At 68.1% G+C, this 19,278-nt stretch carries 11 protein-coding genes, 3 rRNA genes and 1 pseudogene; 13 read left to right on the top strand and 2 right to left on the bottom strand.

What is annotated here, in order from left to right; translation table 11 throughout:
- Positions 1–147: 147 nt before the first annotated feature.
- Together H4W31_RS23435 and H4W31_RS23440 are read left to right on the top strand one after the other, a co-directional pair.
- A complete protein-coding gene (locus tag H4W31_RS23435; protein ID WP_192768622.1) occupies positions 148–1,557 on the top strand; it encodes a sensor histidine kinase in 1,410 nt (469 codons plus the stop codon).
- A complete protein-coding gene (locus tag H4W31_RS23440) occupies positions 1,554–2,231 on the top strand; it encodes a response regulator (RefSeq protein WP_192768623.1) in 678 nt (225 codons plus the stop codon). Before H4W31_RS23435 ends, H4W31_RS23440 begins: the two co-directional genes overlap by 4 nt.
- 39 nt (positions 2,232–2,270) lie before the next feature.
- On the opposite strand, the gene H4W31_RS23445 is transcribed toward H4W31_RS23440, so the two are convergent.
- Positions 2,271–4,457, bottom strand: coding sequence for an alpha-galactosidase (locus tag H4W31_RS23445; protein ID WP_192768624.1), 2,187 nt, complete (start codon positions 4,455–4,457; stop codon positions 2,271–2,273).
- Positions 4,458–4,629: 172 nt separating this feature from the next.
- On the opposite strand from H4W31_RS23445, the gene tyrS reads away from it, so the two are divergent.
- The 7 genes and pseudogenes from tyrS (at position 4,630) to H4W31_RS23475 (ending at position 15,979) form a co-directional block, all read left to right on the top strand.
- The gene (tyrS, locus tag H4W31_RS23450; RefSeq protein ID WP_192768625.1) at positions 4,630–5,931 is read left to right on the top strand and encodes a tyrosine--tRNA ligase; all 1,302 of its coding nucleotides are present in this window, start codon (positions 4,630–4,632) and stop codon (positions 5,929–5,931) included.
- Between the two features lie 594 nt (positions 5,932–6,525).
- Positions 6,526–8,043, top strand: a 16S ribosomal RNA gene (locus H4W31_RS23455).
- Positions 8,044–8,406: 363 nt separating this feature from the next.
- A 23S ribosomal RNA gene (locus H4W31_RS23460) occupies positions 8,407–11,517 on the top strand.
- Positions 11,518–11,611: 94 nt separating this feature from the next.
- Positions 11,612–11,728 (top strand): 5S ribosomal RNA (gene rrf / locus H4W31_RS23465).
- Together the 16S, 23S and 5S rRNA genes form the textbook arrangement of a ribosomal RNA operon.
- 146 nt (positions 11,729–11,874) lie before the next feature.
- On the top strand, positions 11,875–13,716 hold the full coding sequence (locus H4W31_RS44345; protein WP_318783364.1) for a hypothetical protein: 1,842 nt from the start codon (positions 11,875–11,877) through the stop codon (positions 13,714–13,716).
- Positions 13,698–14,624 (top strand): annotated as a pseudogene (locus tag H4W31_RS23470) (tetratricopeptide repeat protein); the annotation flags it as partial. The gene H4W31_RS44345 and the pseudogene H4W31_RS23470, both read left to right, overlap by 19 nt.
- Positions 14,625–14,884: 260 nt before the next feature.
- Positions 14,885–15,979, top strand: coding sequence for an HAD-IIA family hydrolase (locus tag H4W31_RS23475; RefSeq protein ID WP_192768626.1), 1,095 nt, complete (start codon positions 14,885–14,887; stop codon positions 15,977–15,979).
- Positions 15,980–16,000: 21 nt separating this feature from the next.
- Here the strand turns inward: H4W31_RS23475 and H4W31_RS23480 are convergent, their stop codons facing one another.
- Entirely contained in the window at positions 16,001–16,339 is a 339-nt protein-coding gene (locus H4W31_RS23480; protein WP_192768627.1) for an SCP2 sterol-binding domain-containing protein, read from the bottom strand.
- A gap of 119 nt (positions 16,340–16,458) precedes the next feature.
- On the opposite strand from H4W31_RS23480, the gene H4W31_RS23485 reads away from it, so the two are divergent.
- From H4W31_RS23485 to H4W31_RS23500, 4 genes are read left to right on the top strand one after another with little or no spacing between them, the layout of a single operon-like run.
- Positions 16,459–17,193 carry a phasin family protein gene (locus H4W31_RS23485; protein ID WP_192768628.1) on the top strand — a complete coding sequence of 245 codons (735 nt, stop codon included), beginning with the start codon at positions 16,459–16,461 and terminating at the stop codon, positions 17,191–17,193.
- Entirely contained in the window at positions 17,190–17,453 is a 264-nt protein-coding gene (locus H4W31_RS23490; protein WP_192768629.1) for a hypothetical protein, read from the top strand. The genes H4W31_RS23485 and H4W31_RS23490 overlap by 4 nt, the downstream gene beginning before the upstream one ends.
- 24 nt (positions 17,454–17,477) lie before the next feature.
- Positions 17,478–18,314: a TlyA family RNA methyltransferase gene (locus H4W31_RS23495; RefSeq protein ID WP_192768630.1), complete on the top strand. Its 837-nt coding sequence runs from the start codon at positions 17,478–17,480 to the stop codon at positions 18,312–18,314.
- A complete protein-coding gene (locus H4W31_RS23500; protein ID WP_192768631.1) occupies positions 18,311–19,195 on the top strand; it encodes an NAD kinase in 885 nt (294 codons plus the stop codon). The genes H4W31_RS23495 and H4W31_RS23500 overlap by 4 nt, the downstream gene beginning before the upstream one ends.
- Positions 19,196–19,278 lie beyond the last annotated feature (83 nt).

Here is a 19,278-nt window from a genome sequence, read left to right on the forward strand (position 1 = left end):
TTCCCGGCCCGGCACATCGGAGCGGAACCGTCACTTCCGACCCCGCCCTGCGGGGTACGCCGAACCCCCGCCGGCCGGCGCGTCAGCCCGCAGGATGACGGACGCCGGGTTGACGCGCCGGCCGCACCGGGCGGTTACCGTCGACGGATGACCGCCGACGACGTGCGTCCCGTGCTAACCCGCCGGATGCGCGGCATCGACCTGATCGCGCTCGACCTGCTGCCCGCGCTCGGCCTGCTGCTGGTGGTCGGGTACGCCGCCGCGGAACCGCCGATTGCCAGCGAGGCGCCGGACCTGGTGATCCAGGAGCCGGCCTGGCTCACCGTGCTCTTCACCGTCGCCGCCTCGCTGCCGATCGCGGTACGTCGGTGGTGGCCGCTGCCCGTACTGGCGGTGGTCTCGGTCGGCGCGCTCTCGTCGGTGCTGGTCTCGGTGGTGCCGATCTACGCGTCTCCGGCCGTCTTCCTCGCCATCGCCTTCGCGCTCTACCAGGTGGCGCTCGCCGAGCCGCTCCGCCGGTCGATCCCGGCCCTGCTGCTGGTGCTGGTCGGCGTGCTGCTGGTGGCGGTGCCCCGGTCCTCGGCCGGAGCCGACGACACTGCCGGACTGGGCTTCGCCGGTCTGGTGGTCGGCGGCGCCTGGACCCTCGGCCGGGTGGTCCGGGAACGTCGGGCGTACGCCGAGCGGATGGCGGTGCAGTCGGCGACCCAGCTCGCCGAGCGGGCGACGACCGAGGAACGGCTGCGGCTGGCCCGGGAACTGCACGACATCGTGGCGCACAGCATGAGCGTGATCACGGTCAAGGCGGCGATCGCCAACCACGTCGCCGAGTCCCGGCCGCAGGAACTCCGGGAGGCGTTGCGCGACATCGAGGCGACCAGCCGGGGTGCGCTGGCCGAGCTGCGTCGTACCCTCGGCGTGCTCCGGGCCGGGGCGCCGGCCGGGCTGGTCGAGTTCGGACCCGCTCCCGGTCTGGCCGACCTGCCCGACCTGGTGGAGCGGGCCGCGCGGGCCGGTGCGGACGCGGAGCTGGAGTTGGACCTGGCCGGCACGCCGGAGCCGCCCGAGGACGTCGGCCGGTCGGTCTACCGGATCGTCCAGGAGGCGCTGACCAACGTGGTCAAGCACGCCGGCCCGAGCCGGTGCCGGGTCAGGGTGACCGCGACCGTGGCCGTGGTACGGGTCGAGGTGACCAACGGACCCGGCCGGCCGGTCCGGCCGGCCGACCCACGGGGGCAGGGGCTGATCGGCATGCGGGAGCGGGTCAACCTGTACGGCGGCACGTTCGCCGCGGGCCCGTTACCGGACGGCGGCTTCCGGATCTGCGCCGAACTGCCCGGCCGACCGACGGACGCCCCGGTCCCGAGGACCGTCGACCCGGCCGTCGGGTCGGCGCCGCTCGGCGACCTGACACCGGCCACCGGACCGTCGTCGAGGATCGACCGTCCGGCACCGGCCGCCGATCCGCCAGCGGCTGCCGATTCGGCGTCGGCTGCCGATCCGGCGTCGGCCGTGGCTCGGTCGGCGGCGGGCGAGGCCCTCGGGGCGGACCGGTGACGGATTCGCCGGTCCGGGTGCTCATCGTCGACGACCAGGCGCTGCTGCGGGGCAGCTTCCGGGTACTGGTCGAGACCACCCCCGGGTTGACCGTGGTGGGCGAGGCCGGTACCGGCGCGGCCGCGGTGGAGCTGGCCGAGCGGGAGCGCCCCGACGTGGTGCTGATGGACGTCCGGATGCCGCAGATGGACGGTATCGAGGCGACCCGGCGGATCGCCGCCTCGCCCGCCGCCGCGCAGGTCCGGGTGCTCATCCTCACCACCTTCGACCTCGACGAGTACGTCTATGCGGCGCTGCGGGCCGGGGCCAGTGGCTTCCTGCTCAAGGACGCGCCGCCGGAGGACCTGCTGACGGCGATCCGGGTGGTGGCCGCCGGTGAGGGTCTGCTCGCACCGACCGTGACCCGTCGGCTGATCGCCGAGTTCGCCCGCCTGCCGGAACCGGACCGGCCGGTGGCCCGTGAACTGACCGGGGTGACCGAGCGGGAGCGGGAGGTGCTCGTCCTGATCGGCCGGGGCCTGTCCAACGCCGAGATCGCCGGTCACCTCGGACTCAGCCCCGCCACCGTGAAGACACACGTGGGCCGCCTGCTCGGCAAGTTGCAGGCCCGGGACCGGGCCCAGCTGGTGATCGTCGCCTACCGGACCGGACTGGTTTCGGCACCGAGAATCTGACCGCCGCCCGGTCGACGGACCGGTCCTGGTCGGCCCGGCTCAGCGACCGTTCAGGTGGACCAGCAGGAGTTGCTCGGGATGCAGCGGCGGCGCCTGGAGTCCGGCGGCGCCGAGGGTACGCCCGGACAGCCGTACCCCCGGTCCGGTCACCCAGGCCGGCGGCGCGGGCAGGACCGTCGCGGCGGCGTCCGGTGCCAGCGCGCGGACCAGGTAGCGACGGTCGGGGTCCAGACCCGGCAGGCGTACCGGGCCGGGGCTGGCCGTCGTGCCGGTCGCGGTGGCGACGATCGCCATGATCGCCTCGGCCCGGTCCGCTGCGACCACCCCGTGCACCCACAGGGCCGGATCGGGGTGGTCGGCCCGGACCACCGTGCCACCGTGGATAAGGTCCCGGTGCCGCTTGTACAGCGCCACCCAGCCGGCGAGTTCCTGCTGTTCCTCCGGGGTGGCCGAGGTCAGGTCCCACTCGACTCCGAAGCTGCCGAAGAACGCGGTGCCGGCCCGGAAGGTGAGGCCGTGGGTCCGGCCGGTGGTGTGTGCCCGGGCAGCGCCGACGTGCGACCCGATCAACTCCGGCGGCAGCAGCAACTGGGTCCAGCGCTGGATGGACTGCCGTTCCAGGGCGTCGATGCAGTCACTGCCCCAGATCCGGTCGGTCCGCTCGAGGATGCCGAGGTCGACCCGGCCACCGCCGGAGGAACACGACTCGATCTGGAGCCGGGGATGGCGTTCCCGCAGGGTGTCGAGCAGCCGGTAGGCCGCCAGGGTCTGCGCGTGTACCCGGGGCCGCCCGGACGGCTGCGTACCGGCGTCGAGCAGGTCCCGGTTGTGGTCCCACTTCAGGTACGCGATTCCGTACTCCCGGACCAGCGTGTCGAGCCGGGCGAGGATGTGGTCGTAGGCGTCCGGACGGGTCAGGTCGAGCACCTGCTGCCAGCGGGCTTCCCGGGGCAGCCGCCCACCGGTGCCGAGCATCCAGTCCGGGTGCGCCCGGGCCAGGTCCGAGTCGGGATTGATCATTTCCGGCTCGACCCAGAGGCCGAACTCCAGCCCCAGCCCGCGTACGTGTGCGACCAGCGGGTGCAGACCGTCGGGCCAGACGTCCGGGTCGACGTACCAGTCGCCCAGGCCGGCCCGGTCGTTGCGGCGGCCCCGGAACCAGCCGTCGTCCAGGACGAACCGTTCGGCTCCGATCCGGGCGGCGGCGTCCGCGAGCGCCGTCAGCCGACCGAGATCGTGGTCGAAGTAGACGGCCTCCCAGGTGTTCACCACGACCGGTCGGGCCCGTCGCTGCGGGGACACCGACCGGCGCAGGTGAGCGTGGAAGCGGGCCGACATCTCGTCCAGACCGCGCCCGTACGAGGCGTACACCCAGGGCGTCCGGTAGTGCTCACCCGGCCCGAGCACGATCTCGCCGGGCAGGAGCAGCTCACCGGCGCCGAGCAGCGCCTCGCCCTCGGGGGTCCGCTCGGCGTGCATCCGGTGGTTGCCGCTCCACCCGAGGTGCAGGCCCCAGACCTCGCCGGACCGGAAGCCGAAGTCCGCCGTACCGGCGACCAGCAGCAGGGTGGCGTCCAGCCCGGGCTTGCCCCGGCGACTCTCCCGCGACCGGGTACCGACGGTGAACGGGTACCGCTGTGGCGCGCGCTCCCGGCACCACCGACCCGTGAGGTCGAGCAGCTCGTTCGCCTGTGGCGGTACCGGCAGGCCCAGCGCCAGCCCGTCCAGCTGGTACGGCTCCGCGTCCGCCGGGTTGCCCAGCTCGGCGCGGAGCCGTACCAGGCCGGCCGGATCCATCTCCACCTCGATGACCAGGTCCAGGGCGGCGGCGTCGTCCCGGGCCGTCACGACGACGCCGGTTGGTGCGTCGCCGGGCCCGTCCACCACGCGCAGGTCGGTCCGCCGGAAGCGTGGTGACCAGTCCCGGCCGGAGCGGTGGCCGGACAGGCCGGGCAGGCCGAACCAGGCGTGCGTGTGCTCGGGAAGGAGCCCGACCGGTCGCTCGTCGGGCGCGCCGTGCCGGACCGGCCGGCGCAGCGCGGTGGCCAGGTCAAGCAGCTCGGGACCGGTCAGCGGCCCGAGATCGGCTCCCCAGTGCAGCACCACCGGCACCCCGCAGTCGCTGCCGTCCAGCAGCAGACTGACCCCGGCCCGGCGCAGGTGGACCAGGTCGCCGGCGGTGTCCCGGGTCGACTCGGGATGGCGGGTCTGGCTCGGGACCGTCATGGGATGCCTCCGGGGGCTCGGGGGGTTTGTGACGACCTGGCGCGGGTAGCGTGCCTTCGACCGTCGTGTCCCGTCAACGCCTCCCGCGCCGCCCGACCGTCCCGCTCCGACCGGGGTCGCCGACGGAAACCGGGTACGGCGGCAGCACCGGCATGGTGGACAATCTGGAGCTGTGACCGACAGCAACCTTCCCCCCGTCGCACCCGCCGGCCGGGAGTCCCCGCTCGACGACCTGCGGTGGCGGGGTCTTCTCTTCGACTCCACCGACGCCGCCGAGTTGCAGGAGCACCTGAGCTCCGGACCGGTGACCTTCTACGTCGGGTTCGACCCCACCGCGCCGAGCCTGCACATCGGCAACCTGGTACAGATCTTGACCGCCCGCCGGCTGCAGCTCGCCGGGCATCGCCCGCTGGTCCTGGTCGGCGGCGCGACCGGGTTGATCGGTGACCCCAACGAGCGGGGCGAGCGGATTCTGAACACCCCGGAGGTGGTCGCCAACTGGGTCGAGCGGATCCGCGAGCAGCTCACGCCGTTCGTCTCCTACGAGGGGGAGAACGCCGCACGCCCGGTCAACAACCTGGACTGGACCGGCGTGATGTCCGTGGTCGAGTTCCTCCGCGACGTCGGCAAGCACTTCCCGGTCAACCGGATGCTCGCCCGTGAGGTGGTCAAGGCCCGGCTGGACAGCGGGATCAGCTACACCGAGTTCAGCTACCAGTTGCTGCAGGCCAACGACTTCTTCGAGCTGCACCGGCGGGACGGCTGCACGCTGCAGTTCGGCGGCTCGGACCAGTGGGGGAACATCACCGCCGGGGTCGACTACGTACGCCGACGCGGTGCCGGGCCGGTGCACGCCTTCGTCACACCGCTGGTCACCAAGGCGGACGGCACCAAGTTCGGCAAGACCGAGGGTGGGGCGGTCTGGCTCGATCCGACGATGACCAGCCCGTACGCCTTCTACCAGTTCTGGGTCAACAGCGACGACCGGGACGTGGGCCAGTACCTGCGGTACTTCAGCTTCCGCTCGCACGAGGAGATCGAGGAGTTGGAGAAGACGACGGCGGAGCGGCCGGCGGCCCGGGTGGCGCAGCGGGCGCTCGCGGAGGAACTGACCGCGCTCGTGCACGGCGCCGAGGAGGCCCGGCAGGCGGTGGCGGCGAGTCAGGCCCTGTTTGGCCGGGGGGCCCTCGACGAACTGGCCCCGGAGACCCTGCGGGCGGCCCTGGCCGAGGCCGGACTCGTCCAACTGGAGACGTTGCCCCCGGTGGCCCAGATGTTCCGGGAGGCGGGGCTGGTGAACAGCCTCAACGAGGCACGCCGGGCGATCGGTGAGGGCGGCGCGTACGTCAACAACGAGCGGGTCACGGATCCGGAGGCCGCTGTCTCGCCGGATGCTCTGCTGCACGGCCGGTTCCTGGTGCTGCGTCGAGGAAAGCGCACCTTTGCCGGGGTGGAGCTGGTTCCCGGTCGATGATGTGACGCGGAATGCCCTCGGTGGATTTGACGTTGGCGGCCCCGGCCGCGTAATTTTCTCTCTGCCAGCGGGGGAACGGACGAACGGCGCGAAACGCGCAAAGGCCGGAACCGCAGGCGAGGCTCAAGGTCCGACGGTGGGAAACCACCCGGTTTGACCTGGCGGGCGGGGCGACCCGGATGGCTCGGACAGAGCGATTTGGAGTTGCGGACCTGACCGAGTAGAGTGAACGATCGGCAGTGCGCCGGGCGAGCGCGTGGGTGACTTACACGAGCGGCCGGGCTGCCGGAATCCTAGATCGGGGTAGCCGATTGGCTACGCGCTGGTCCAGGAATTAGCTAGATCGAATGGAACGGATGTCAGGCCGGTTAATTCGGATTTGACGCTGGGAAAACGGTCAGCTAACGTAATACGAGCGCCCGGCGGAAACGCTGGGGGTGGATAGTGGCCCCGAGTGGTGGGTTTCGGCTCATTGTTCGGTGTGTGTTTGTTCTTTGAGAACTCAACAGGGTGCTTGATAAGCCAGTGCCAAAATGGTTTTGATTGTTTTGGCAGCAAGTGTTTTTATTGTTGCCGGGTTGATTTTCCAAGTTTTTGTTGGAGAGTTTGATCCTGGCTCAGGACGAACGCTGGCGGCGTGCTTAACACATGCAAGTCGAGCGGAAAGGCCCTTCGGGGTACTCGAGCGGCGAACGGGTGAGTAACACGTGAGTAACCTGCCCCAGGCTTTGGGATAACCCCGGGAAACCGGGGCTAATACCGAATATGACTTTTGGTCGCATGACCGAGGGTGGAAAGTTTTTCGGCTTGGGATGGGCTCGCGGCCTATCAGCTTGTTGGTGGGGTGATGGCCTACCAAGGCGACGACGGGTAGCCGGCCTGAGAGGGCGACCGGCCACACTGGGACTGAGACACGGCCCAGACTCCTACGGGAGGCAGCAGTGGGGAATATTGCACAATGGGCGGAAGCCTGATGCAGCGACGCCGCGTGAGGGATGACGGCCTTCGGGTTGTAAACCTCTTTCAGCAGGGACGAAGCGAAAGTGACGGTACCTGCAGAAGAAGCGCCGGCCAACTACGTGCCAGCAGCCGCGGTAAGACGTAGGGCGCGAGCGTTGTCCGGATTTATTGGGCGTAAAGAGCTCGTAGGCGGCTTGTCGCGTCGACTGTGAAAACCCACAGCTCAACTGTGGGCTTGCAGCCGATACGGGCAGGCTAGAATTCGGTAGGGGAGACTGGAATTCCTGGTGTAGCGGTGAAATGCGCAGATATCAGGAGGAACACCGGTGGCGAAGGCGGGTCTCTGGGCCGATATTGACGCTGAGGAGCGAAAGCGTGGGGAGCGAACAGGATTAGATACCCTGGTAGTCCACGCTGTAAACGTTGGGCGCTAGGTGTGGGGGACCTCTCCGGTTCTCTGTGCCGCAGCTAACGCATTAAGCGCCCCGCCTGGGGAGTACGGCCGCAAGGCTAAAACTCAAAGGAATTGACGGGGGCCCGCACAAGCGGCGGAGCATGCGGATTAATTCGATGCAACGCGAAGAACCTTACCTGGGTTTGACATGGCCGCAAAACCTGCAGAGATGTGGGGTCCTTCGGGGGCGGTCACAGGTGGTGCATGGCTGTCGTCAGCTCGTGTCGTGAGATGTTGGGTTAAGTCCCGCAACGAGCGCAACCCTTGTTCGATGTTGCCAGCGCGTTATGGCGGGGACTCATCGAAGACTGCCGGGGTCAACTCGGAGGAAGGTGGGGATGACGTCAAGTCATCATGCCCCTTATGTCCAGGGCTTCACGCATGCTACAATGGCCGGTACAATGGGCTGCGATACCGTGAGGTGGAGCGAATCCCAAAAAGCCGGTCTCAGTTCGGATCGGGGTCTGCAACTCGACCCCGTGAAGTCGGAGTCGCTAGTAATCGCAGATCAGCAACGCTGCGGTGAATACGTTCCCGGGCCTTGTACACACCGCCCGTCACGTCACGAAAGTCGGCAACACCCGAAGCCCATGGCCTAACCGGTTTTCCGGAGGGAGTGGTCGAAGGTGGGGCTGGCGATTGGGACGAAGTCGTAACAAGGTAGCCGTACCGGAAGGTGCGGCTGGATCACCTCCTTTCTAAGGAGCACCTCTCGGCGAAGGTCGGGTAGGAGCCCACGGTCCGCGTATGTCGGGTCGGGGTGCTCAATGGCGGAGACACTGGCGAGTTTGTTACCGGCAACGGCCTTCTTTCCACTAGTACAACCCTTTCGGGGGTGTGGAGGGTGGTGGGGGTGCGGCTGGTTGGCGAATGTAGAGCATCCTGTTGGGTCCTGAGGGAACAAACCGTGGTCCTCTTCGTGAGGGCGGGGTTGTTGTCTTGGGTTGCCAGGCATGGCCTGGTCTCACATACCGGATCCCTTGTGGGGTTGTTGGTGTGGGGCTGTGGGTTGTGGGTTGGTCGTTTGTTGAGAATTACACAGTGGACGCGAGCATCTTTGTGGTCAAGTTGTCAAGGGCGAACGGTGGATGCCTTGGCACTAGGAGCCGATGAAGGACGTGGGAGGCCGCGATAGGCCTGGGGGAGCTGTCAACCAAGCTGTGATCCCAGGGTGTCCGAATGGGGTAACCCGGCATCAGTCATGTGGTGTCACCCGCACCTGAATTCATAGGGTGTGTGGAGGGAACGCGGGGAAGTGAAACATCTCAGTACCCGCAGGAAGAGAAAACAACAGTGATTCCGTGAGTAGTGGCGAGCGAAAGCGGATTGAGGCTAAACCGGTTGCGTGTGATACCTGTCAGGGGTTGCGTGGTCGGGGTTGTGGGACCTCATGACATGAGCTGACACTTGTGTGGAGAGTTATAAAACCAGTTGCTAGTCGAATGGTGTGGAAAAGCCAACCGTAGACGGTGAGAGTCCGGTAGGTGAAAGTGGCTGGTCTCTTTTGTGGGTGTTCCCGAGTAGCGGCGGACTCCTGTAATCTGCCGTGAATCTGCCAGGACCACCTGGTAAGCCTAAATACTTCCTAGTGACCGATAGCGGACGAGTACCGTGAGGGAATGGTGAAAAGTACCCCGGGAGGGGAGTGAAATAGTACCTGAAACCGTTCGCCTACAATCCGTCGGAGCCTTTAGGGGTGACGGCGTGCCTTTTGAAGAATGAGCCTGCGAGTTAGTGGCACGTGGCGAGGTTAACCCGTGTGGGGTAGCCGTAGCGAAAGCGAGTCTTAATAGGGCGTGTAGTCGCGTGTTCTAGACCCGAAGCGGAGTGATCTAGCCATGGGCAGGCTGAAGCGCGGGTAAGACCGCGTGGAGGGCCGAACCCACCAACGTTGAAAAGTTGGGGGATGACCTGTGGTTAGGGGTGAAAGGCCAATCAAACTCCGTGATAGCTGGTTCTCCCCGAAATGCATTTAGGTGCAGCGTCGCGTGTTTCTTGCCGGAGGTAGAGCACTGGATGGTCTAGGGGCCCTACAAGGTTACTGAAATCAGCCAAACTCCGAATGCCGGTAAGTGAGAGCGCGGCAGTGAGACTGCGGGGGATAAGCTTCGTAGTCGAGAGGGAAACAGCCCAGATCACCAGCTAAGGCCCCTAAGCGTGTGCTAAGTGGAAAAGGATGTGGGGTCGCACAGACAACCAGGAGGTTGGCTTAGAAGCAGCCACCCTTTAAAGAGTGCGTAATAGCTCACTGGTCAAGTGGTTCCGCGCCGACAATGTAGCGGGGCTCAAGTACACCGCCGAAGCTGTGGCATTCACATTTTAACTTCGCATGACTCTTTGGGGTTGTGTGCAGGTGTGTGGATGGGTAGGGGAGCGTCGTGCCGCGAGTGAAGCAGCAGGGTGACCTAGTTGTGGACGCGGCACGAGTGAGAATGCAGGCATGAGTAGCGAAAGAAGGGTGAGAAACCCTTCCGCCGGATGACCAAGGGTTCCAGGGCCAGGTTAATCCGCCCTGGGTGAGTCGGGACCTAAGGCGAGGCCGAGAGGCGTAGTCGATGGACAACGGGTTGATATTCCCGTACCCGTGTAGGAGCGCCCGTGATGAACCTTGTTGTGCTAACCACCCGATCTTGGTGAGGTCTTCGGACTGATCTGGGGGAGCGTGGGAACCTGGCGGGTAGTAGTCAAGCGATGGGGTGACGCAGGAAGGTAGCTGAGCCCGGCCGGTGGTTGTGCCGGGGTAAGCGTGTAGGCCGTACCATAGGCAAATCCGTGGTGCATTAAGGCTGAGACGTGATGCCGAGCCGATTCAGGTGAAGTCAGTGATCCTATGCTGCCGAGAAAAGCCTCTAGCGAGTTCCGAGCGGCCCGTACCCCAAACCGACACAGGTGGTCAGGTAGAGAATACCGAGGCGATCGGGTGAACTGTGGTTAAGGAACTCGGCAAATTGCCCCCGTAACTTAGGGAGAAGGGGGGCCGGAGACGTGAAGGGACTTGCTCCTGGAGCGTTGTATGGCCGCAGAGAGCAGGGGGAAGCGACTGTTTACTAAAAACACAGGTCCATGCGAAGAAGTAATTCGATGTATATGGACTGACGCCTGCCCGGTGCTGGAACGTTAAGGGGACCGGTTAGTCTTTCGGGGCGAAGCTGAGAACTTAAGCGCCAGTAAACGGCGGTGGTAACTATAACCATCCTAAGGTAGCGAAATTCCTTGTCGGGTAAGTTCCGACCTGCACGAATGGCGTAACGACTTCCCCACTGTCTCAACCACAGGCCCGGCGAAATTGCAGTACGAGTAAAGATGCTCGTTACGCGCGGCAGGACGGAAAGACCCCGGGACCTTTACTATAGCTTGACATTGGTACTTGAATTAGCTTGTGTAGGATAGGTGGGAGCCGGTGAAGTCCATACGCCAGTATGGGTGGAGGCAATCTTGAAATACCACTCTGGTTGGTTTGGGTATCTAACTTCGGGCCCTTATCGGGTTCAGGGACAGTGTCTGGTGGGTAGTTTAACTGGGGCGGTTGCCTCCTAAAATGTAACGGAGGCGCCCAAAGGTTCCCTCAGCCTGGTTGGCAATCAGGTGTTGAGTGTAAGTGTATAAGGGAGCTTGACTGTGAGACTGACGGGTCGAGCAGGGACGAAAGTCGGGACTAGTGATCCGGCACTTGCGTGTGGAAGCGGTGTCGCTCAACGGATAAAAGGTACCCCGGGGATAACAGGCTGATCTTCCCCAAGAGTCCATATCGACGGGATGGTTTGGCACCTCGATGTCGGCTCGTCGCATCCTGGGGCTGTAGCAGGTCCCAAGGGTTGGGCTGTTCGCCCATTAAAGCGGTACGCGAGCTGGGTTTAGAACGTCGTGAGACAGTTCGGTCCCTATCCGCCGTGCGCGTAGGATACTTGAGAAGGGCTGTCCCTAGTACGAGAGGACCGGGACGGACGAACCTCTGGTGTGCCAGTTGTCCCGCCAGGGGCATGGCTGGTTGGCTACGTTCGGAAGGGATAACCGCTGAAAGCATCTAAGCGGGAAGCCTGCTTCAAGATGAGGTATCCCACCCCTGTAAAGGGGGTAAGGCCCCCAGGTAGACGACTGGGTTGATAGGCCGGAAATGTAAGCCAGGTAACTGGTTCAGTTGACCGGTACTAATAGGCCGAGGACTTGACTACAAAGCTGCTACGCGTCCACTGTGTGATTCACAGCAAACGAACAACAGACCCCCAAATGTGTTTTGGGTGGTGTTGTTTGATTTGTTGATAGAGTTACGGCGGTTATGGCGGAGGGGAAACGCCCGGTAACATTCCGAACCCGGAAGCTAAGCCCTCCAGCGCTGATGGTACTGCACTCGGGAGGGTGTGGGAGAGTAGGACGCCGCCGGACATCTTCTAGTGCAGGGCCACCCAGTTGCGGGTGGCCCTGCACTGCGTGTTCCGGCGATAACGCCATAAGGAAGGATGTACCCGTGAGTTCAGGAGCGCACGGCGGAGACCGTCCGCGCCGCCAAGAGGACCGTCCGGACCGCCGAGGTGGCCGCGACGAATCTGGGTCGCGCGACGCTCGTCCGTCCTATCGCGGAGATCGCGATTCGCGTGGCGGCTCGGGCGATCGAGGCGGCTACCGAGGTGGTGACCGCCGCGCCGGAGGTGGCCGCGACGACGACCGCCGGGACCGGCCTGCTGCTGCACGGGACGGCGCGGGTGATTCCCGAGGTGGTGGCTATCGCCGGGACGGCGACGACCGTCGTAGCGGTGGCGGCGGTGGCTTCCGGAGTGGGCCCGGTGGAGCCGCTGGCTCCGCCAGTGGTCGGGACTCTCGCGGTGACCGCGATTCCCGACCCGACCGCGGGCGTGACTTCCGGGGCGACCGGAGCAGTGGCGGCACGGGCTCCCGGAGTGGGGATTCCCGACCCGGTGGCTACCGTTCCGGGCCGCGGGACGGGGAGTCCGGCCGCGGTTACCGCGACAGCGGGCCCCGTGACGACTCGCGTGGCGGCGGTGGAGGCTCCCGCGACGGGGGCGGGTACCGACGGGCCAGCGATGACCGGCAGGGCGGCTATGGCGGCGGCCGGCCTCGAAGTGGCGGCGACTTCGGCTCGGGGCGTTCGGATTCTCGTTCGGACTCTCGTCCGGGGTACCGCGCCGGCGGAACGGGTTCGCGTGGCGGGGACCGGCCCGGTGGCTACCGGGAGGGTGGCTACCAGTCGTCGGCTCGACGTGACGACGGCCCGGGACGTGACGCAGCTCCTCGGGGCGACTACCGCCGGGACGCTCGCGACGACCGGGGCGGCGACCGCGACCAACGCGCAGGCGGCTACCGGGACGACGCACGTCGGAGCGACGACCGTCGTGGCGGTGGCGGTGGTGGTTTCCGCAGTGAGGGTGGTTACCGGGGCGGTTCACGTACCGGTTCTGGTGGTGATGATCGTCGTGGCGGTGGTTTCCGCGGCGAGGGTGGTTCGCGTACCGGTTCTGGTGGTGATGACCGTCGTGGTGGTGGCGGTGGCGGTGGTGGTTTCCGCAGTGAGGGTGGTTACCGGGGCGGTCCGCGTACCGGTTCTGGTGGTGATGATCGTCGTGGCGGTGGTTTCCGCGGCGAGGGTGGTTCGCGTACCGGTTCTGGTGGTGATGACCGTCGTGGTGGTGGCGGTGGCGGTGGTGGTTTCCGCAGTGAGGGTGGCTACCGGGGCGGCTCGCGTACCGGATCCGGCGGCGACGACCGTCGTGGCGGCCGCGATTCGTACGGTGATCGTGACTCGCGTGCTGGCGGTTACCGGGACGACACCCGCCGGAATGACGACCGGCAGAGCGGTGGCTTCCGCGGCGAGGGTGGTTCACACTCCGGATCCGGTGGCGACGACCGGCGTGGCGGAGACTTCCGCAGCGGGCCGTCGCGCGGCGGGGACAGCCGGAGCGCTCCGCGTGGCTCGGGGAGCGGCTTCCGTCGTACCGAGGGCGGCCAGGACTCCGACAGCCGAAAGGGTGCGGGCTTCCGGGGACCGGACCGGGACGGCTTCCGTGGGGCCGACCGTGGCCCACGTCGGGACGACCGCGACACGGCGCGGCCGTCGTCGGGGGATCGTACCGAGCGACCGCGTTCGGATGCTGGGCGGCGAGGTCCGGCGGGCCGTGAAGGCACCGCCTACCCGCGCCGGAGCGACTCGGACCGGGCACCGGGCGGGGAAACTCGTTTCGGCGCCGATCGGCGGGATCGGGGCGACCGGATGGACCGGCCGGGCGATGCGGCCCGAGGACCGCAGGGGCCGACGATCCCCGACGAGATCGCCGCTACGGATCTCGACACCGCGGTCCGGGCGGAACTTCTGTCCCTGGCCAAGCCCGTCGCGGAGACGGTGGCACGCCACCTCGTAGCGACCGGGCAGCTGATCGACGAGGACCCGGCTCTCGCGCTGGAACACGCCCTCGCCGCCCGGCGCCTTGCAGCACGCATCGCGGCGGTACGCGAGGCGGTCGGACTGGCGGCCTACCGAGCGGGCGAGTGGCAGACCGCGATCGCCGAACTGCGGACGTACCACCGGATGAGCGGGCGACAGACGCACCTGGCCGTACTCGGTGACTGTGAGCGGGCACTGGGACGTCCGGAGCGGGCTATCGACCTCTACCGGGGAGCGGACACCGAGGCTATGGATCCGGCCGGGGCGATAGAGCTGTTGATCGTGGCAGCCGGAGCCCGCGGTGACATGGGCCAGCGCGACGCTGCGGTGGCCATGCTTCAGGTACGCGAACTGACCGCGGCCACGACCGAACCCTGGGCGCCCCGGCTGCGTTACGCGTACGCCGACGCGCTGCTCGCGGTCAGCCGTCTCGAAGAGGCACGCGAGTGGTTCTCCCGGGCGGCCGACGCGGACGAGTTCGGCGAGACCGACGCTGCGGAGCGGTTGTTGGAACTCGACGGTGTGGTCCTCGAGGGTGACGAGGACAGCGACGAGGACGCCGACGAGGACGGTACGGACGTCGAGCAGGACGGCGTGGACCTCGAGGTTGAGGACGTCGACGACGAGTCCGGCTCGCCCGACGATGATGACAATGATGTCGAGGACGACGAGGACGACGAGGACGACGAGGACGACGAGGACGACGAGGACGACGAGGACGACGAGGACGACGAGGACGACGAGGACGACGAGGACGACGAGGACGACGAGGACGCTTCCGCTGGCGGAGACGACGAGGACGATCCCGAGGGCGTGGGGTCGGAGGAGTCGGGTTCGGTAGCCGAGAGTTCCGTGGCGACGCGGCCCGAGGCTGGTGCCGAGGAGGCAGTGGTGAGGGACAGCGAGGCGTCCACCGAGTCCGTGCCGGCGCAGCAGCCGGCGTCGGAGCCTGCGCCGGCCGTATCCGAGCCTGCCGCATCCGAGGCTTCGCCGGCCGCATCCGAGTCTTCGCCTGCCGCATCGGAGGCGGGGACCGCGCCTAGCGTGGTCGTGGAGCCGAAGCCGGTGGATGGCACCGACGGGGAACCGGATGGTCAGGGAACCGGCTCAGTCGGCCCGGACGTCCCAGCCCGGCCTGCCGACTCGTGACCACCTCCTCGCCGGGCAGCCGGCTGGTCGACGCGTACGACCTGGTGATCTTCGATCTGGACGGCGTGATCTATCTCGTCGACCGGCCGATCGAGACAGCGGTCGCGGCGGTCGGTCGGCTGCACGCCGAGGGCAAGCCCTTGGCGTACGCGACGAACAACGCCTCGCGGCGCCCGGCGGCGGTCGCGGCGCTGCTCTCCGGCATGGGCCTCGCCGTCCAGCCGCACGAGGTGCTCACCTCGGCGGTGGCGGCGGCGGGGCTGCTGGCCAACCGGTTTCCGGCGGACTCACCGGTGCTCGTGGTGGGCGCGGAGGCGCTACGGGCCGAGGTGCGCGCCGTCGGGCTGCGTCCCGTCAGGCGGCTTGAGGACGAGCCGGTGGCGGTCGTGCAGGGCTATGCGCCCGAGGTCGGCTGGGCGGATCTCGCCGAGGCGGCGCTCGCGGTGCGGGCCGGCGCGGAGTGGTTCGCCACCAACACCGACCGGACGCTGCCCACGGCGCGGGGACCGGTACCGGGGAACGGTTCGTTGGTGGCGGTGTTGCGGACGGCACTGGAACGGGATCCCGACGTGGTGGTGGGCAAGCCCGAACCCGCGTTGTTCACGGCCGCGGCCCGGCAGGCGGGCGCGACCCGACCGCTGACGGTCGGGGACCGGCTGGACACCGACATCGAGGGCGCGGTCCGGGCCGGACTGGACAGCCTGCTCGTCCTGACGGGGGTGACGCGGCCGGTCGACCTGCTCCATGCGCCTCTGTTGGCCCGGCCCACCTACGTGGCGACCGACCTGGGTGGGCTGTTCGACCCGGCCCAGGTGGCGCGGCTGCCCGGCCCGGCACCGGAGGAAGCCGGGTCGACGGCATCCGGACCTGCGGCGACCGGTTCCCGGGTACCGGGGCTTCCGATCGTCGCGGACAACGGCTGGCAGGTGACCGCCAACGGGGAGACGGCGCAGCTCACCGGGTCCGGTTCGAGCCTGGAGGCACTGGCTACGCTGTGCGCGGCGGCCTGGTCGGGGCGCCCGGTCGACAGCATCGAACCGGGATCCGACGCCGCCCGGTCAGCGCTCGGAGATCTTGACTTGCTGCGGTGACTGGCGGAGGATTCGGCCGGTTCAGAGCAGCTTGCGGAGTTTAAGAAGATCGAACGGGTTGGCATTGATCGACATTTGCCGGGAGGCCAGCGCCTTGGGGATGTCCAGCTCGCCCCGGACCAGGCGGATCAAATCGTCGCTGGTCGTACTCAGGGCGACTTTCGCCTTCGGGTCGTCGCCGTCGGTCAGGTCGACCAGACGTCCGCCGGTCAACCGGCCATGGAACGCGGTGTCCAGATCGGTGATCCGGCACGCCAGGGTGCGCTCAAAATCGACCTGCTTGCGTACCTTGTCGGCGTTGGCGTCCATCCGGGCCGCCAAGTCTTGCAATGCCTGCCGACACTCCTCAACGCTGGCCATCGCGTCGCCCCCTCGCCTTCCGCCACGCCCGTTCCCCGGGCACGGTACCGCACTGGACGGGCTCGGGCGCCCGGTAGCGTGACAACCTGAACAGTCGGCACCCGCGAAAGGACCGAGGTATGCAGGACGCGTGGCGGGCCTACCTTGAGCTGGCCCTCGGGCTGACGGAGGCGTCGAAGAAGCGCGCCCAGACGGCCGCCAGGAGACTGGTCGGCTCCAGTGGCGCCACGGCTGCCCAACTGCAGACCATGGCCGAGGAGCTGATCTCCACCGGGGTGGCCAATCGGGAGGCGTTGACCAAGATCGTCCGGGTCGAGGTCGACCGCGCGCTCGGCGTCCTCGGTCTCGCCAGCACGGACGAGGTCACGGCACTGACCGATCGGGTACGCCGACTGGAGCGGGAGCTGGACGCGGCGCGGGCCGGCGGTCCGGGCCCGGCCGGTGGCGGTGGGACTGCCGGTCCGACACCGCGGGCCGGAGCCCGCAGGCCCAGCACGGCAGGAAGGTCCACCGACGTCCCTGCGCCGGCTGGCGCGGCGGGTACGACCACGGCCGACCGTTCCGCCGTGAAGAAGGCGGTGGCCAGGAAGACGCTGGCGAAGAAGAGCGTGGCCAAGAAAGCGGTGGCGAAGGCGATAGCGAAGACGGCGGTGGCCGAGAAGGCGGCGTCGACACGGAGCACCGACGCCCCGGCGGCCCCGACCAAGGCGGTCGCCAAGCGGACTGGTGCCCAGAAGGCCGTGGTCACCAAGAAGGCGGCGGTGGCCAAGAAAGCCGTGGTGGCCAAGAAGGCGGCGCCGCGCAAGGCCCCGGTGGCAAAGCGGTCGCCGGCACCGGGCAGCGGTGCCGCATGAGCCAGGGACCCGTACCCGGCCCGTTCCGGCAGGCAGTGGGCGTACCCGGAGTTCCCCGATCCGTTCCGGTGCCCGGTCCCGCGTCGATCGTCGACCGGGACGACGACGTGGACGGCGCCGGTTCCGGCCATCCCGCCGTGGACGCGATGCTCCAGGCTATGGCCAACGCGGCGAACCTGCCGCCGGCCGACCAGATCGCACAGTACGAGGACGCGCACCGAACCCTGCGGGAAACCCTCGCCACCATCGACCAGGCGTAAGCCCAGTCCCTCGGAGAACCATCGATGGCACGTCGTACCCGGCTCGACGCCGAACTCGTCCGCCGTGGCCTGGCCCGATCGCGGGAGCAGGCCGCCTCGTTGGTCGAGGCCGGGCGGGTCCAGGTCCGTGGGGTACGGGCGCACAAGGTGGCAGCCATGGTGGACCCGGCGGATCCGGTCCGGGTACTCGGCGCCGACCCGGCCACGGAGTACGTCTCCCGGGGCGGGCACAAGCTCGTCGGCGCCCTCGGGGCCTTCACCCCGAACGGGTTGCGGGTGGCCGGCCGGCGGTGCCTCGACGCGGGCGCCTCGACCGGGGGCTTCACCGACGTGCTGCTGCGCTCCGGCGCGGCCGAGGTGGTCGCGGTGGACGTCGGGTACGGGCAGCTCGCCTGGGCACTGCGGGAGGACGAGCGGGTGCGGGTGTTCGAGCGCACCAACGTGCGTACCCTGACCCCCGACACTGTCGGCGGCACCGTCGACCTCACGGTCGCGGACCTGTCGTTCATCTCACTCCGCCTGGTGCTCCCGGCACTGCGCGGCTGCACCTCGACGGATGGTGACCTGGTGCTGATGGTCAAGCCGCAGTTCGAGGTGGGCAAGGAGCGGGTCGGTAGCGGCGGGGTCGTCCGGGATCCGGAGTTGCGGGCGGAAGCCGTGCTCGCGGTGGCGGGAACCGCCGCCAATCTGGGTCTGGGACTGGCGGGTGTGGTGGCCAGCCCGTTGCCCGGACCGAGCGGCAATGTGGAGTTCTTCGTCTGGCTGCGCCAGGACGCGCCGGCGCCGGACGAGGCGTTGGTCCAGGCGGCGGTGGCGGCCGGGCCGACCAGTTCAGCCGTGGCGCGAGAGGAAGCCCGATGACCCGGACGGCACTGTTGGTGACGCACACCGGACGGCGGCGGAGCACCGAGCACGCCCGTACGGTGGCGGCGGACCTCATCAAGGCGGGCTTCGAGGTACGGGTGGTGGTCGAGGAGGCCGACGACCTCGACCTGCCCGGGGTGACCCCGGTGAGCCTGCTCGGCGCGGCCGAGGGCGCGGAGATCGTGTTCGCCCTGGGCGGCGACGGGACCTTCCTGCGCGCCGCTGACCTGGCCCGCCCGGCGAAGGCGCCCCTGTTGGGTATCAACCTCGGAAAGGTCGGTTTCCTCGCCGAGGCCGAGATCGACGACCTGGACGAGGCGGTCCGGGACGTCGTCGACCGGAACTACACAGTGGACGAGCGGCTCACCCTCGACGTCCGGGCGGAGTTCGAGGGCGGCCCGGTGATCGAGTCCTGGGCGCTCAACGAGGTGAGCGTGGAGAAGGGCGAGCGGGCCCAGATGCTCGAGCTGCTCGTCGACGTCGACGGACGCCCGCTGTCCCGGTACGGCTGCGACGGTGTGGTCTGCGCGACGCCGACGGGTTCCACCGCGTACGCCTTCTCGGCCGGCGGCCCGGTGGTCTGGCCCGAGGTGGAGGCCCTGTTGCTGGTACCGATCAGCGCGCACGCGTTGTTCAGCCGTCCGGTCGTCACCGCGCCGACGGCCATCTTCACGATCACCGTGGACCCGTTCACCACCCTGGCGGTGCTCTGTTGCGACGGGCGGCGCGTCTACGACCTGCCGCCGGGAGCCAGGGTCACCGTGCAGCGTGGCGCGCTTCCGGTGCGGATCGTCCGGCTGCGGGCCCGGCACTTCACGGATCGGCTGGTCGCCAAGTTCGGCCTGCCCGTGCACGGCTGGCGGGGCAGCCGCCGGTAGTACGTCCGCGCCCGTCGCCAGCGCACCGGTGGCGGCCGCGGCCCGCGATGTGCTCACCTCGTCGAGAAACGGCGCCGCAGGCG

This window comes from Plantactinospora soyae, from assembly GCF_014874095.1.
Taxonomy (GTDB): Bacteria; Actinomycetota; Actinomycetes; order Mycobacteriales; family Micromonosporaceae; genus Plantactinospora; species Plantactinospora soyae.

Bases quoted from the DNA above. Each gene is read 5' to 3' on its own strand.
- H4W31_RS23435 (WP_192768622.1), top strand. From the start codon at position 148: ATGACCGCCGACGACGTGCGTCCCGTGCTAACCCGCCGGATGCGCGGC.
- H4W31_RS23445 (WP_192768624.1), bottom strand. From the start codon at position 4,457: ATGACGGTCCCGAGCCAGACCCGCCATCCCGAGTCGACCCGGGACACC.
- H4W31_RS23480 (WP_192768627.1), bottom strand. From the start codon at position 16,339: ATGGCCAGCGTTGAGGAGTGTCGGCAGGCATTGCAAGACTTGGCGGCC.
- H4W31_RS23485 (WP_192768628.1), top strand. From the start codon at position 16,459: ATGCAGGACGCGTGGCGGGCCTACCTTGAGCTGGCCCTCGGGCTGACG.
- H4W31_RS23490 (WP_192768629.1), top strand. From the start codon at position 17,190: ATGAGCCAGGGACCCGTACCCGGCCCGTTCCGGCAGGCAGTGGGCGTA.
- H4W31_RS23495 (WP_192768630.1), top strand. From the start codon at position 17,478: ATGGCACGTCGTACCCGGCTCGACGCCGAACTCGTCCGCCGTGGCCTG.
- H4W31_RS23500 (WP_192768631.1), top strand. From the start codon at position 18,311: ATGACCCGGACGGCACTGTTGGTGACGCACACCGGACGGCGGCGGAGC.